Annotated in this window: 16 protein-coding genes; 8 read left to right on the top strand and 8 right to left on the bottom strand. The window is 69.5% G+C overall.

Features of this window, described 5'->3' with window-relative positions:
* Positions 1-22: 22 nt before the first annotated feature.
* Positions 23-1,027 carry a zinc-binding dehydrogenase gene (locus tag M3195_RS02610; RefSeq protein WP_251584940.1) on the bottom strand — a complete coding sequence of 335 codons (1,005 nt, stop codon included), beginning with the start codon at positions 1,025-1,027 and terminating at the stop codon, positions 23-25.
* Complete coding sequence (locus tag M3195_RS02605) at positions 1,024-2,538, bottom strand: mannitol dehydrogenase family protein (protein ID WP_251584938.1); 1,515 nt, start codon at positions 2,536-2,538, stop codon at positions 1,024-1,026. Before M3195_RS02605 ends, M3195_RS02610 begins: the two co-directional genes overlap by 4 nt.
* Positions 2,539-2,710: 172 nt before the next feature.
* Between M3195_RS02605 and M3195_RS02600 the strand changes: the two genes are divergently transcribed.
* The 4 genes from M3195_RS02600 (at position 2,711) to M3195_RS02585 (ending at position 5,087) form a co-directional block, all read left to right on the top strand.
* The gene (locus tag M3195_RS02600; RefSeq protein WP_251584936.1) at positions 2,711-3,655 is read left to right on the top strand and encodes a LacI family DNA-binding transcriptional regulator; all 945 of its coding nucleotides are present in this window, start codon (positions 2,711-2,713) and stop codon (positions 3,653-3,655) included.
* An 88-nt stretch (positions 3,656-3,743) separates the two neighbouring features.
* Entirely contained in the window at positions 3,744-4,067 is a 324-nt protein-coding gene (locus M3195_RS02595) for an FAD-dependent oxidoreductase (RefSeq protein ID WP_308211565.1), read from the top strand.
* Complete coding sequence (locus tag M3195_RS02590) at positions 3,982-4,944, top strand: NAD(P)/FAD-dependent oxidoreductase (protein WP_308211564.1); 963 nt, start codon at positions 3,982-3,984, stop codon at positions 4,942-4,944. The genes M3195_RS02595 and M3195_RS02590 overlap by 86 nt, the downstream gene beginning before the upstream one ends.
* A complete protein-coding gene (locus M3195_RS02585; RefSeq protein ID WP_251584930.1) occupies positions 4,941-5,087 on the top strand; it encodes a hypothetical protein in 147 nt (48 codons plus the stop codon). Before M3195_RS02590 ends, M3195_RS02585 begins: the two co-directional genes overlap by 4 nt.
* A 7-nt stretch (positions 5,088-5,094) precedes the next feature.
* On the opposite strand, the gene M3195_RS02580 is transcribed toward M3195_RS02585, so the two are convergent.
* Together M3195_RS02580 and M3195_RS02575 are read right to left on the bottom strand one after the other, a co-directional pair.
* Positions 5,095-5,790: an aspartate/glutamate racemase family protein gene (locus M3195_RS02580; protein WP_251584928.1), complete on the bottom strand. Its 696-nt coding sequence runs from the start codon at positions 5,788-5,790 to the stop codon at positions 5,095-5,097.
* A 10-nt stretch (positions 5,791-5,800) separates the two neighbouring features.
* On the bottom strand, positions 5,801-6,250 hold the full coding sequence (locus tag M3195_RS02575; RefSeq protein ID WP_251584926.1) for a MarR family winged helix-turn-helix transcriptional regulator: 450 nt from the start codon (positions 6,248-6,250) through the stop codon (positions 5,801-5,803).
* A gap of 129 nt (positions 6,251-6,379) precedes the next feature.
* Here M3195_RS02575 and M3195_RS02570 point away from each other — a divergent pair, with 129 nt between their 5' ends.
* Complete coding sequence (locus M3195_RS02570; RefSeq protein ID WP_251584924.1) at positions 6,380-7,570, top strand: MFS transporter; 1,191 nt, start codon at positions 6,380-6,382, stop codon at positions 7,568-7,570.
* Positions 7,571-7,576: 6 nt separating this feature from the next.
* Here M3195_RS02570 and M3195_RS02565 read toward each other — a convergent pair whose 3' ends face one another.
* Entirely contained in the window at positions 7,577-8,395 is an 819-nt protein-coding gene (locus tag M3195_RS02565; protein WP_308211563.1) for a shikimate 5-dehydrogenase, read from the bottom strand.
* A 552-nt stretch (positions 8,396-8,947) separates the two neighbouring features.
* Between M3195_RS02565 and M3195_RS02560 the strand changes: the two genes are divergently transcribed.
* Positions 8,948-9,154, top strand: a complete 207-nt coding sequence (locus M3195_RS02560) for a cold-shock protein (RefSeq protein WP_067356903.1) — start codon at positions 8,948-8,950, stop codon at positions 9,152-9,154.
* A gap of 91 nt (positions 9,155-9,245) precedes the next feature.
* Here M3195_RS02560 and M3195_RS02555 read toward each other — a convergent pair whose 3' ends face one another.
* Positions 9,246-9,911 carry an HAD hydrolase-like protein gene (locus M3195_RS02555; RefSeq protein WP_251584922.1) on the bottom strand — a complete coding sequence of 222 codons (666 nt, stop codon included), beginning with the start codon at positions 9,909-9,911 and terminating at the stop codon, positions 9,246-9,248.
* A 129-nt stretch (positions 9,912-10,040) separates the two neighbouring features.
* Here M3195_RS02555 and M3195_RS02550 point away from each other — a divergent pair, with 129 nt between their 5' ends.
* Complete coding sequence (locus tag M3195_RS02550; protein WP_251584920.1) at positions 10,041-10,343, top strand: response regulator; 303 nt, start codon at positions 10,041-10,043, stop codon at positions 10,341-10,343.
* Between the two features lie 2 nt (positions 10,344-10,345).
* Here M3195_RS02550 and nucS read toward each other — a convergent pair whose 3' ends face one another.
* Both nucS and M3195_RS02540 read right to left on the bottom strand, forming a co-directional pair.
* Positions 10,346-11,041, bottom strand: coding sequence for an endonuclease NucS (nucS, locus tag M3195_RS02545; RefSeq protein WP_251584918.1), 696 nt, complete (start codon positions 11,039-11,041; stop codon positions 10,346-10,348).
* 34 nt (positions 11,042-11,075) lie between these two features.
* Positions 11,076-12,311 carry an MFS transporter gene (locus M3195_RS02540; protein ID WP_251584916.1) on the bottom strand — a complete coding sequence of 412 codons (1,236 nt, stop codon included), beginning with the start codon at positions 12,309-12,311 and terminating at the stop codon, positions 11,076-11,078.
* Between the two features lie 59 nt (positions 12,312-12,370).
* Between M3195_RS02540 and M3195_RS02535 the strand changes: the two genes are divergently transcribed.
* Positions 12,371-13,432: a LacI family DNA-binding transcriptional regulator gene (locus M3195_RS02535; RefSeq protein WP_251584914.1), complete on the top strand. Its 1,062-nt coding sequence runs from the start codon at positions 12,371-12,373 to the stop codon at positions 13,430-13,432.
* Positions 13,433-13,496: the final 64 nt, after the last annotated feature.

Below are 13,496 nucleotides of genomic sequence, written 5' to 3'. Positions count from 1 at the left end.
ATGTGTCTGGGTGGGGTGACGATTACAGGGAGAGCAGGACCTTGGCCGAGGCCGACGAGTCGCGAGCGAGCTCGAGGGCCTGGACGGCGTCGGATGCCGGGAGGACGTGGGAGATGACCGCATCGAGGGCGTCGGACTCGGCGAGCATCGCGACCGCGTCGTCGATCTCGGTGGAGAAGCGGAACGCTCCGCGGATCGTCAGTTCCTTGGCGAGCATCGGCGCGAGGTTCACCCCGATCTCGGCGTTCGCGAGCATGCCGACCTGCACGACGGTGCCGGCGCGGCGGGCCGCCCGGACGGCCTGCGTCAGAGCGACGCCGACGCCCGAGCACTCGAACACGATGTCGTACGACTCGTCTTCGATGGTGTCGCGGCCGACGAGGGCGACCTCGGCTGCGCCGAGCGCCTGCGCGCGAGCGAGAGGCTCCTCACGCACGTCGCTCGCCCCGACCACGGACGCGCCGGCGTGCGCCGCGCCGGCGACCACGAGCAGACCGATGGGGCCTGCGCCGATCACCAGGACGCGCTTGTCGCGGAGGTCGCCCGCGAGGCTCACGGCATGGATCGCGACGGCGAGCGGCTCGGCGAGCGCGGCGCGCTCCAACGGCAGGCCCTCGGGGAGGACGCGGACCATGTGGTCTTCGACGATCAGCAGCTCGGATGCTCCGCCTTGCCGGTGCGGATCGGCTGCCGCGCTGCCCAGGTAGTCGCCTCCGGCGCGCAGGTGCGGACGGTCCTCGAGACCCGGTACGGAGGCGCCGTAACGGGCGGGGTGCACGGTCACGGGGGTGCCGGGGGCGAGACGGCCGGACGGGTCGAGGTCGACGACGGCCGACAGCTCGTGTCCGGGCGTCAGCGGCTCGCGGATCGTGTACTCGCCGTTCGCGCCCTGGAAGTAGTAGTGCAGGTCGGATCCGCAGATGCCGACGTACTTCACGCGGAGGCGCACCTCCCGTGCGCCGGGGGTCGGGACTTCGCGGTCCTCCCAGCGGATGTCTTCCTTGCCGTGGATGGCGAGAGCCTTCATGGCTGCATCTCCTTCGTGGGGGTCCGGGAGGCGTCGAGGGCGTCTGTGATCGCCGCGCCGACGCCCTGGCGACGGATGGTGTCGGTGAGTTCGCCGACGCGCTCGATGAAAGCATCCTGCTCTCCGAGCTCGGCGCCGAACAGATGCAGCTCGGCGATCACGCGGTGGGAGAGCTCGCGGCCATCCCGTGCGGTGGCGGCGAGGGAGGCGAGGCGGTCGCGCGCGGCATCCGTCATCGCGGCGGCGTGCAGACCCGGGTCGAATCCTGGTAGCGGAGCGATGCAGGACAGGTAGCCGGCGACCGTGAGTGCGATGAGGTGCGGCATCTCGCCGCGTGACAGCGACAGGAGAGCCGGCTCGGGGATGCGCTGGCGCAGCTTGACCGATCCGTCGGTGCCGACCTGGCTCGTGCGGTGGCCGAGCGCGGTGTTCGCCCAGCGGTCGAAGAGCTCGCTCTCGTAGGCGCGGATGTCGACGCCCGAGGGTACCTCGATCGAGGGCTCGTACTCGTCGCGGAGCACCGCCTCTGCGGCGCGCTCGATGCCGTCGATGCCGATGGCGGCGGGGATCGTGGCGACGCCGCTCAGGGCGCCCAGGTAGGCGATGAGCGAGTGCGTGCCGTTGAGCAGGCGAACTTTCATCTGCTCGTACCGCGCTACCTCGTCGGTGAACACGGCGCCGCCGACCTGCCATGCGGGGCGACCTGCCGCGAAGGCGTCTTCGATCGCCCACATCGTGAACGGTTCGGCGGGCACCGGGATGTCGTCGCGCGCGCCGAGCAGCGTGCTGACGCGTGTGCGCAGCTCGCCGGTCGTCGCCGGCACGATGCGGTCGACCATGCTCGACGGGAACGCCACGGAGCGATCGAGGAAGGTCAGCGCCTCCGCACCCTCGGAGCCCGGGAGCTCCTGCAGGAACTCGCGGACGAGTTTCTCGGTGTGCTTGCCGTTGGCGGCGAGGTTGTCGCAGCTCAGGATGGAGATCGGTGCACCGCCGGCGGCGGCCCTGGCCTGCAGGCCTCGCGCCAGCTGTCCGATGGTCGACCGCGGAGCGCCGCCGCGCAGGTCGGTTCGCACGATCTCGTCGTCGAGGTCGAGGCGCTGGGTCGCGGCCGAGTAGCTGTAGCCGTTCTCGGTGACCGTGAGGGTGACGATGCGGATGCCGGGGTCGGCGATCTGGGCGACGACGCGGTCGGGCTGGTCGGCGCCGACGAACGCGTCGGTGTGCGCGCCGGGGATCGAGAGCGACGTCGTCTCGGGCGAGATGGTCGCGACGGAGTACAGCATGTCTTGCGCGTGCAGCGCGTCGACGATGGTGCGGGAGCGCGAGGCGACGCCCACGATGCCCCAGTCGCCGCCCTCCGCCTGCAGGGCCGCCGCGGTGTATGCGGCCTGGTGCGCGCGGTGGAAGCTCCCGAGTCCGAGGTGCAGGATCCCGGCTCGGGCGGGGGCTGCCGGCGCGGTGGTCGAGATGCGAGCGGTGCGGCTCAGGGCCGATGCGGGAGTGCTCACGCGGTGGCTCCTTCGCTGTGGGCCGCGCACCACTGCGGGTGATCGGCGGTGATCGTCATGTAAACGAGTGTGTATGAGTTGTACAAAGTTGTCAAGCGCGTTTACATGCAGGAGTGGGATCGTAGGATTGCACGAAAGGCGGAGGGTGCTCGTGGCAGCGACATTGACGGACGTGGCACGTCACGCAGGCGTGTCCATCGCGACGGCGTCGCGGGCGTTCGGAGAGCCCGACAGGCTCGCCCCCGGAACCCTCGGCCGCGTGCTCGAAGCGGCCACCGAGCTCGGCTACGCCACTCCGCAGTCGGCGGTCACCGCCACGCGCACGTTCGGCGTGATCCTGCCGGACGTCGCGAACCCGGTCTACGGCACCCTGCTCAAGGCCATCCAGGGGCAGGCCTGGCACGGTCGGCACCGCATCGTCGTCTTCGATGCCGATGAGGACCTCCGCCGCGAGCGCGAGCAGATCGAACAGGCGCGCAAGCTCGACGGGATGCTGCTGTGCTCACCGCGCCTGCCCGATGAGGATGTTCTCGCGCTCGTCGGCGACACCCCGTTCGTCGTCGTCAACCGCCAGATCGACGGCGCCACCTGCGTCGTCATGGACGCCGAGCACGGCCCGGCTCAGGCGATCGAGCACCTCGCGGCTCTCGGGCACACCCATATCGCCTATGCCTCGGGCCCCCGCGGCTCGTGGGCCGACGTGCACCGCGCCGACACCGTGGCCCGCGCGTGTGAGCGCCACGGCATCCGCCTCACGCTCCTCAGCCACCAGGCCGCGTCGATCCAGGGCGGCCGCGCTGCTGCGGCGCCGGCTGCGGCGAGCGGCGCCACCGCGGTCGTCGCCTACAACGACCTCGTCGCGCTCGGCCTCGAGGCGGGACTGCTGGAGCTCGGTCGGCGTTGTCCCGCCGACGTCAGCATCGTGGGCATCGACGACATCGACCTCGCCGGCGCCGTGACGCCTGCTCTCACGACGGTGCGGATGCCGATCGACCGCAGCGGCAGCGTCGCGGTCGACCTGTTGCTGCAGATCCTTGCGGGCGGCGCCGTCGGCGCCCTCGCGCCGCTCGCCTCACAGCTCATCGTGCGGGCATCGACGGCCGCCCCGCCCGCCTGATCGCGCGCGAAGCGCAAGGTCCGGTCCGCCGTCGACAGGCAGCACCGCACGAGACGCAAGAGCCTGGCGCAGATCGACATTCGACGGGATGCTCGGTGTCATGAGCAGATCTGCGTCGAAGGCACTCGGTCCCGTCGTCATCGTCGGCGGGGGGAACGCCGGTGTCTCGATCGCAGCGCGCCTCCGTCGGCGGGGCGTCGCGGACGTGACGATCGTCGAGCCTCGCCAGGAGCACGTGTACGCGCCGCTGCAATCCCACATCGCCGGCGGCGTCGCGAACCGCCGCGAGGTCGTTCGCCCGCAGGCTAAGGTCACTCCCCGGGGGGGTGAGATGGGTGCGGGATCGCGTCGTGTCGGTGCGGCCAGCCCAGAACTCCGTCGAACTGGCGTCCGGCGGACGCATGGAGTATGACCAGCTGATCATCGCGGCGGGCATCGAGCAGCGGTGGAATGCGATCCCCGGGCTGCAGGAGGCGGCAGGCGGCGCCTCTCTGGTCTCGAACTACACCCTCGATCTCGCGGAGGCGGCGTCGACCGGGCTCCGGGAGCTCGAATCCGGAACCGTCGTCTTCACGCAGGCGGCGGAACCGGCATCGTGCGCCGGCGTCGCGCAGAAGCCCCTGTACCTCGCCTGCGATCGCTGGAGGGAGCGCGGCGTGCTCGACCGCATACGGGTGGTCTTCGTCACTCCGGAGCCGGCGCCCTTCCACATCGACGCGGTCGCATCCGAGCTGCGTCGCACACTCGATGCCTACGGCGTCGAGACGTTCTACGCCGCGACCATCGCCGAGGTGCGTCCGCACGCGTCTGAGCTGGATGTGGTCGTCGACGGGCAGACCACCACGATCGGGTACGACCTCCTGCATGCGTCACCGCCGCAGATGCCCGCGGAGTGGATCGCCGAGAGCGACCTGCACGGAGACGACGGCTTCGTCGACGTCGATCGCGAGACTCTTCGCCACCGACGATGGGATGACGTCTGGGCACTGGGCGACGCTGCATCGCTCACACGCATCCGCTCCGGCGGAGCCATCCGAGCGCAGGCGAAGATCGTCGCCGACGGCCTCACGCGACCCCGCAGACGGGGACAGTACGACGGGTACAGCGAGACGCCGTTCACGGTCACGCGCCGCACTGCGGTGTTCGCCGAGTTCGATCGTCGCGGCCGACTGCGACCGTCCATCCCGTGGTGGCGTACGCTCTATCGCGAACGCCGCTTCACATACTTCTTGGACAGATGGGTGCTGCCGTGGGTGTACTGGAATCTCATCCTCAAAGGACGAGCGTGACCGCCGGGCGCCGACCGGCGGATGTCGGCACGCCCCGCGAGTCGGATGCGCAGGCGGTGATCACTGCACACCTCGAGGCCCGACAGGGGGAGGGGTCCGGCGAGCTCCTCTACGTCGGCGACCGGCGCCCCGAGAAGCGCTGAGAGCGACTCAGTCCTCGCCGAGCGCCCGATCGACGGCCGCCTGGACGTGCAGGGCCGTGGTGGGGAACACCGGCACCGGTGAGTCGTCGGCGGACACGAGCAGCTCGATCTCCGTGCACCCGAGGATGACGCCTTCGGCGCCCTGCTCCACCAGACGGTCGATGACCTCGCGGTAGCGCTGCCGCGACTCCTCGCGGATCTCGCCGTGCACCAACTCGTCGTAGATGATCGTGTGCACCGCGTGACGGTCGTCGGTGTCGGGGACGAGAGTGCGGATGCCGTGCGCGGCGAGACGGTCCCGGTAGAACGGCTGCTCCATGGTGAAGGCTGTGCCGAGCAGACCCACGGCCGACAGGTCGGCCCGGGTGACGGCCTCGGCCGTGACGTCGGCGATGTGCAGGAACGGGATGTCGACGGCATCCTGGATCCGATCCGCGACGAGGTGCATGGTGTTGGTGCAGAGAACGAGCAGCTCCGCACCGGCGCTCTCGAGGGCGCGAGCGCGATCGGCGAGGAGGTCGCCCGCCGCATCCCAGTCGCCGCGAGCCTGCATCGCCTCGATCTCGGCGAAGTCGACCGAGTCGAGCACGATCTTCGCGGAGCTGTGGCCGCCCAGGCGGTCGCGCACCCGCTGGTTCGCGAGCCGATACCACTCCAGCGAGGACTCCCAGCTCATGCCGCCGAGAACGCCTATCGTTCGCATCCGCGGACCCTCATACCCCGACCGCGGTGCTCTGCAGCGCGTGCACGACCGGCGCGAGTTCAGGCTGCGCGACGGCGTCGCCCAGGGTGCGTTCGAGGGCGTCGTCATGGATCGGGTGCGCCTTCTCGTAGAGCGCCTGTCCCGCCGACGTGAGCTCGGTGTAGATGCCGCGACGGTCGTCGGCGCAGAGGATGCGCGTGAGCAGCCCGCGATCCTCCAGCCGGGTGACCAGCCGCGTGGTGGCGCTCGGGCTCAGCGCTGCCGCGCGGGCGAGCTGCTGCATTCGCATGTGCCAGCCGTCCTGGCGGCTGAGTGCGTCGAGCACCGTGTACTCCACGACCGACAGCCCGACGGCTTCGCCGAGGGCCCGTTCGAGCTCGGCGTCGATCAGCCCGTGAAGCGCGGCGAGCGTGCGCCAGCCGCGCGCGCGGATCTCGACGGCGTCGTCCGAGATGCCCATGGTGACCTCCTGAGTCGTTGCGAACGCGGGTAGTTGCTTGCGCCGACTAGTTGCGTGTGCAATGATTACTCGTCGGACGCAATATCCCGCGTCTGCAACTACTTTAGCAGAGCATCACGGAGCAAACCCATGCCACTCGGACTCATCGCACTCGCCATCGGCGCCTTCGGGATCGGACTCACCGAGTTCGTGATCATGGGCCTGCTGCCCGAAGTGGCCTCCGACTTCGCCGTCACCGAGGCCACCGCCGGCTGGCTCATCTCGGGTTACGCGCTGAGCGTCGTCGTCGGGGCTCTCGGGCTCACCGCCGCGACCACCCGCCTGCCCCGCAAGGCCGTGCTGCTCGGACTCGTCGTGCTCTTCATCGCCGGCAACGCCCTGACCGCGGTCGCGCCCGACTACTCCACGGCCATGATCGGCCGCGTCATCGCCGCCCTCTGCCACGGCGCGTTCTTCGGCATCGGCTCCGTCGTCGCGTCGAGCCTCGTCGCCCCCGCGAAGAAGGCAGGCGCGATCGCCATCATGTTCACGGGCCTCACGGCGGCCAACGTGCTCGGTGTGCCCTTCGGCACGTTCATCGGGCAGCAGTTCGGGTGGCGCGCGACGTTCTGGGTGATCTCCGCGATCGGCGTCGTCGCGTTCCTCGGAATCGCGTTCCTCGTCTCCGCTCCCCGCGCGTCGGACGCACCCGTGAGCCTGCGTCACGAGCTCCGCGCGTTCGCGTCGCTCCAGGTCTGGTTGTCGCTCGTCGTGACGGCCCTCGCCTTCGGCGGAATGTTCGGCGCCTTCACCTACATCGCGTACACGCTCACGGGTGTCACGGGCTTCTCGGCATCGGCCGTCCCGTGGCTTCTGGTGCTGTTCGGCGCAGGGCTCGTGGTCGGCAACTGGGTGGGCGGGCGGCTCGCTGATCGGGCGATAGATCGCACGCTCCTGTGGTTCATCGCGGCGCTCGCCGTCATCCTCGTCCTCTTCGGGATGCTGGCGTGGTCGCAGCCCGCAACCATCGGCCTGCTCGTCGTGATGGGCGCGTTCGGGTTCGGCACCGTCCCCGGACTGCAGAGCCGCGTCATGCAGTACGCCGGCGGCGCGCCGACGCTCGCCTCGGGCGCGAACATCGGCGCCTTCAACATCGGCAACGCCCTCGGAGCCTGGGCGGGCGGGCTCGGCATCTCCGCCGGCCTCGGCTACACGTCACCGATCTGGATCGGCGCCGCGATCACGGCGTCCGCTCTCGTGGTGATGGTGATCGCGAGCGTCGCGGCCCGGCGAGGAACGGCGTCGGCGACGACGGGCACGATGCAGACCGTCGCCGCGTGACCCGCGTCATTGCGCGCGCATGAACTCCTCGGCCGCGCGCACCTGCTCGGTCGTCGGACGGATGCCGGTGTAGAGCACGAACTGCTCGAGCGCCTGCAGCGTCGCGACCTCGGCGCCGGTGATCACCGTCTTGCCCGCAGCACGGGCGGCGGTGATCAGCGGCGTCTCGGCGGGTAGGGCCACGACATCGAAGACGACGGATGCCGCGGCGATCTGCTCCTCGTCGAACGACAGCGACTGCGCCTCGGCACCGCCGGCCATGCCGATCGGCGTGATGTTCACGATGACGTCTGCGCTGACGCCGTCGGAATCCGGCGTCCACGAGAAGCCGTAGAGGTCGGCGAGGGCGCGCCCGCGCTCCTCGTTCCGTGCTGCGATCGTCACTGCCGTGAAGCCCGCGTCGCGAAAAGCCGCAGCGGTCGCCTTGGCCATGCCGCCCGATCCGCGAAGCAGCACCGACGACTCGGTGTCGAGCGCGTTCCGCTCGATGAGCTGGGCGATCGCGCTGTAGTCGGTGTTGTACGCGGTGAGCACGCCGTCATCGTTGACGATGGTGTTGACCGAGTCGATCGCTGATGCGGAGGCGTCCATGCGATCCACGAGCGCGATCACGTCCTCCTTGTACGGCATCGACACCGCGCAGCCACGGATGCCCAGACCGCGCACCCCGGCGATCGCCTGTGCGAGGTCGGTCGGAGCGAACGCCTTGTAGATCCAGTTGAGGCCGAGCGCCTCGTAGAGGAAGTTGTGGAAGCGGGTGCCGTTGTTGCTCGGCCGCGCCGACAGCGAGATGCACAGCGTCATGTCCTTGTTCAGCATGGTCACCGCATCAGGCTACCGAAGGGCGCTCGGGGGCGTCGCGGGAACGCTCCCGCGACACGGCGACGGCCCCATGGCGCGATCGTGTTTCCTCGTTTATGGTGAAGGTGCATGCACAGGGGATTGATCGCTCCGTCTACCCCAGATGACGGGCTGCCTTCCCCAGAGGCAGAGGCGATCCGTGCATGCGATTGGGCCCCCTCGAGTCGCTCAGTCCCCAATGGGCCGCTCGAGGGGGCCGCTATCGTTGTGGATTTCCGCAATTTTCGTCGTTGTCCCCCAAATGGGGGACAAATCCTCCGCGAAGGGGGTAGGGTGGTCTCTGACGCACCCTCCGGTCGTCTTCGGCCCTCATCGCTCCCCCCGCGGTGAGGGCCACACCATTTTCCGGCCAGGCGACGCCGATGACCGTCACGCTGTTGTGACGGCGAAAGGTCGCTCATGCAACATTTGGGTTACGGGCTGACACCGGGACTTCCCCTCTGGCGGCGCTCCACTAGCGTGGAGCACGTCGGTGCATCCTGCGTCGGCTTCTTTTCTCAGCAGAACAGGCAGTAAATGAGCACCCAGGGCACGGTCAAGTGGTTCAACTCGGAGAAGGGCTTCGGCTTCATCTCCCCCGACGACGGCGGCGCTGACGTTTTCGCGCACTACTCCGCCATCCAGTCTTCCGGCTACCGCTCGCTGGAGGAAAACCAGCGAGTCGAGTTCGACGTCGCGCAGGGTCCCAAGGGCCTGCAGGCCGAGAACATCCGTCCTCTCTGAGGCGGACGACCTACAGAACTCCCTGACCGGGTGCCGCAACGAGCGCGGCATCCGGCGGGGAGTTCTGTGCTTTCAGCGGCCCTGAACGGTCTCAGCCGAGCAGCAGGGCGCGGAGATCGTCAGCCGTCGAAACGCGGAACGCCGCGTCATCGCCCTCATGAGCGTCGCTGAAACCCCAGTCGACGAAGATCACCGGCACTCCGTTGGCGGCGCCACCCTCCACGTCGTGGTGACGGTCGCCGATGAGCACCGGCCGTGAGACGTCGACGCCTCGAGCGGCCAGCCGGCGCAGCGCTTCGGCGACGATGTCGGTCTTGGTCGCGAGGGTGGCCTCGTCGGGCGTTGCGCCGACCGTCGTCAGGAAGTACGGACGCAGCTCGAGGAAGTCCACGATGGCGTCGACCTGGATCTCGGGCTTCGAGCTCGCGGTCGCCTGGGGGATGCCGGCGGCGTGCACGTCGCGGAGGATCTCGGGAACCCCCGCGTAGGTCGCGATGTCGGTGGTGTACCCGTCCGCCTTGCCGAGCGTGCGGTAGAACGACACGGCCTCGGTCGCCTGTTCGGGCGACATTCCGGCCTGCGCCTGGAACGAGTCGAACATCGGCGGGCCGATCCAGTGGATCAGCTCCTCGCGCGTGGGCGCGGGACGGCCGAAGTGCGTGAGCGCCACCTTCAGTCGGCGGAGGATGCCGACGGAAGCGTCGACGATCGTGCCGTCGACGTCCCACAGCACGCAGGAGTAGGGGGAGAGAGGCATACCTTCCAGCCTATGGGCACTCGTCCTGCACAGAATCCGTCGCCGTGGGCTTATCCACGGATGCCGGAATGCCGGATCTCGTGTCACTACGGTCGGGACATCGCCGCGGATGCGGAGAAGACTGGGGGAATGCACGTGTCGGTGGAAGTCATCGCGATCATCGCGTGCGGGGTGTCGGTGATCGTCGCATTCGTGAGTGCCTGTGGGTGGTTCCTCACCAGGATGGACGCGCGGTTCGCCGCGGCGGACGCCCGGATGGACGCGCGGTTCGCGGCGGCTGACGCCAGGATGGACGCGCGGTTCGCGGCGGCGGACACCCGGATCGATCGACTCGAGACCCGTATGGGCGGGGTGGAGCATGAGCTGTCTGAGGTGAAAGTCGCGATCGCGCGACTCGAAGGCCCGCTCCCGCGACTCGTCACATCCCGCTGACCTCAGAAGAGGCGGGGGATGCCGGACTCGATGCCCTTCATGTCGTCGTAGTCGAGCACGAGGCAGCGGATGCCACGGTCCTCGGCCAGGACGCGCGCCTGCGGTTTGATCTCCTGCGCGGCGAACACTCCCTGCACCGGCGACAGGTGGGGGTCGCGACGGAGCAGGTCGAGGTAGCGTGTCAGCTGCTCGACACCATCGATGTCGCCGCGGCGCTTGACCTCCACCGCGATGGCGACGCCGTCGGCATCCCTCACCAGCAGGTCGACCGGACCGATCGCGGTCGGGTACTCGCGGCGCACGAGCGTCGCACCGTCGGCGATGCGGTCCACCTGCTCGGCGAGCAGGCGCTGGAGATCCGCTTCGACGCCGTCCTTCTGCAGGCCGGGGTCGATGCCGAGATCGTGGTTCGAGTCGTGGATGACCTCGTAGATCTGCACGCGCAGCGCGTCACCCGTCTTCTTGTGCGTGACGCGCCACACCTCGGCCACCCCTGCGATGGCCTCCTCCTCGCCCGGCGCCTCGGTCGAGAGCGAGCAGGGAGGGCTCATCCAGTTGAGCGGCTTGTAACTGCCGCCGTCGGAGTGCACGAGCAGGCTGCCGTCTCCCTTGTGCACGAGCAGGCGCGTGGCGAGGGGGAGGTGGGCATTCAGCCGCCCGGTGTAATCGACGGAGCAGCGGGCGATGACGAGACGCACCCGACGAGCCTAACCGCATCGGGCGAGGTCGACGTCAGCGCGTCGAGACCGGGGTCTTCTCGTCTTCGCGCAGCGGACGGGCAGCGCCCGAGAAGAGCCCCGAGAGCACCGCGAGTCCCGCGAGGATGAACAGGGTGTTGAGCAATCCGACATGCTCGCTGATGAACCCGAGCACCGGAGGTCCGCCGAGGAAGGAGATGTATCCGATCGTCGCCGCGGCGCTCACGCGTGCCGCGGCCTTCGCCGGGTCGTCGGCTGCGGCGGACATGCCCAGCGGGAACCCGAGGGAAGCGCCCACGCCCCAGAGGGCGGCGCCCACGAACACGAGCGGCAGCGACGGGGCGAGGATGAACAGCAGGATGCCCGCGGCGGCGGTGAGCGCAAGGATGCGCAGCACCGCGACACGACCGAAGCGGTCCACGAGCGGCCCACCGAAGATCCGGACAGCGGTCATCGCGACCGAGAACGTCGCGAGAGCGGCGGCGCCGAGAGCTGTGCCGCCGCCGTGGTCCTCCGCGACGCCGAGTGCGAGCCAGTCGTTCGCGCCGCCCTCGGCGAACGACATGCCCAGCATGACGACGCCGATCGCGTAGGTGCGCGGTTCGCGCCAGGCGGTGAGGGCCACATGCATCCGCTCGCGCCACCGGGGCTTCTCGCCGGTGCGGTCCGCGGGGTCGAGCGCTTCCGCGCGGCGGGGCACGTTGAGAATGCTCGTGATGCCGATCACCGCGATGAGGATCGCCGTGGCGAGGGTGTGGCCGAACACGTCGATGCGCAGCTGCGCCGCCAGGGCGCCCAGGCCGGCGCCGACCACGGTGCCGAAGCTGAAGAAGGCGTGGAACAGCGGCAGGATCGTCTTCTTCGCGTACTGCTCGATCGCGGTGGCCTCGACGTTCATCATCACGTCGACGCTGCCGTTGCCGAGGCCGAACAGGGCGAGCCCGAGGAGCACGACGGGGTAGGAGCCGACGACGTTCGCGCCGACGCCGATCACCGCGACGCCCGAGGCGAAGGTGGCGATGGCGATCAGCATCCCGTGCCGCGCTCCGGTGCGCGCCATGACGGCCGGACCCGACGAGATGCCCATGATGGAGGCGATCCCGGCGCCTAGCAGCAGCATGCCCACCTGCGCCTTGTCGATCTCGAGCGCGATCTTGATGTCGGGCACACGCGATGCCCAGGTCGCGACCGACAGTCCGCTGATGAAGAAGATCGCGAAGACCGCGGTACGCCACCGGACGTATTGCGGACGGGAGAGGACGTGCTGCATGGGGAGAGCTTATCGAATCGATTCGAACCCACCTACCCACGGCGGGTTATCCTCGGAGTATGACCAGCCCCGAATCTCCGCGTCGCGCGACCATCGCCGATGTCGCGCGCGAGGCGGGGGTCGCGACCTCCACGGCATCCGTCGTCTTCAGCGGCAAGGCCAACGTCGCCCCGGCGACCCGCGAACGAGTGCTCGCCGCAGCGGCGGAGCTCGGCTACGCCGGCCCCGACCCGCGTGCGGCCTCGCTGCGGCGGGGGCGGAGCGGCATCGTCGCGGTGGTCCTTGAAGGGCACCTGCGCACGGCGTTCCTCGACCCGGTGACGACCGCGATGATGGACGGATTGACCGATGGGCTCGCCGCACTGAGCGCCGGGATCCTGCTCATGCGCGACGAGCCGGGCGACGAAGGGTCGCCCCTCGCGAGCGCACCGGTCGACGCCGTGGTGCTGATCGGATGCTCGGGTCGCACCCGTGCGTCGCTCGACGTCGTCCGCGGCCGAGGGCTTCCCGTCGTCGTGATCGAGGGCGATGCCGGCGATGGCGTCCCGCGCGTCACCTTGGACAATCAGGCCGCGGCGGCGGACGTCGCTCGGCATCTCCACGAGCTCGGGCACCGCGACATCGCCCTGGTCACGCTGCCACTCGACCAGGACCGCGTTCGCGGGACGGTCACGGCAGAGCGGATCGCCCGGGCGACGGTCGACGTCACCGTGGACCGTCTGGCCGGCATGCGCGAGATCTTCCCCGACGCTCCGGCGATCTCGGCCTCTGGCAGCCTCATCGACGAGGGCCTGTTGGTCGGTCGGTTGCTGCTGGAGGATCCCTCCTCCCGGCCGACGGCGATCTTCGCGCAGAGCGATCTCCTCGCGGTCGGCGTCATCCGAGCGGCCGAGGAACTCGGACTGCGAGTGCCGCAGGACCTCTCCGTCGCGGGATTCGATGGAATCGACGCCGACGGTCTCGGCGACCTCGTGCTGACGACGAGCGTGCAGCCCGCGATGGAGAAAGGCCGCGCCGCCGGCGAGCAGGTCGCACGGATGCTGCAGGGTGAGCCGGGGATCTCCTTGCACCTGACGTGTCGCTTCCGAGCGGGGACGACGACCGCAGCGCCGATCCGCTGATCATCGGGCGTCGACGCAGTATTCTGCGCACACGGTCGATCCTCCACTAGCCTTCTGCGCGGTA

This window comes from Microbacterium hydrocarbonoxydans (assembly GCF_023715885.1).
Taxonomy (GTDB): Bacteria; Actinomycetota; Actinomycetes; order Actinomycetales; family Microbacteriaceae; genus Microbacterium; species Microbacterium hydrocarbonoxydans_C.
The sequence above is the reverse complement of the archived record's forward strand: the minus strand, read 5'-3'. Positions and strand labels throughout refer to the sequence as shown.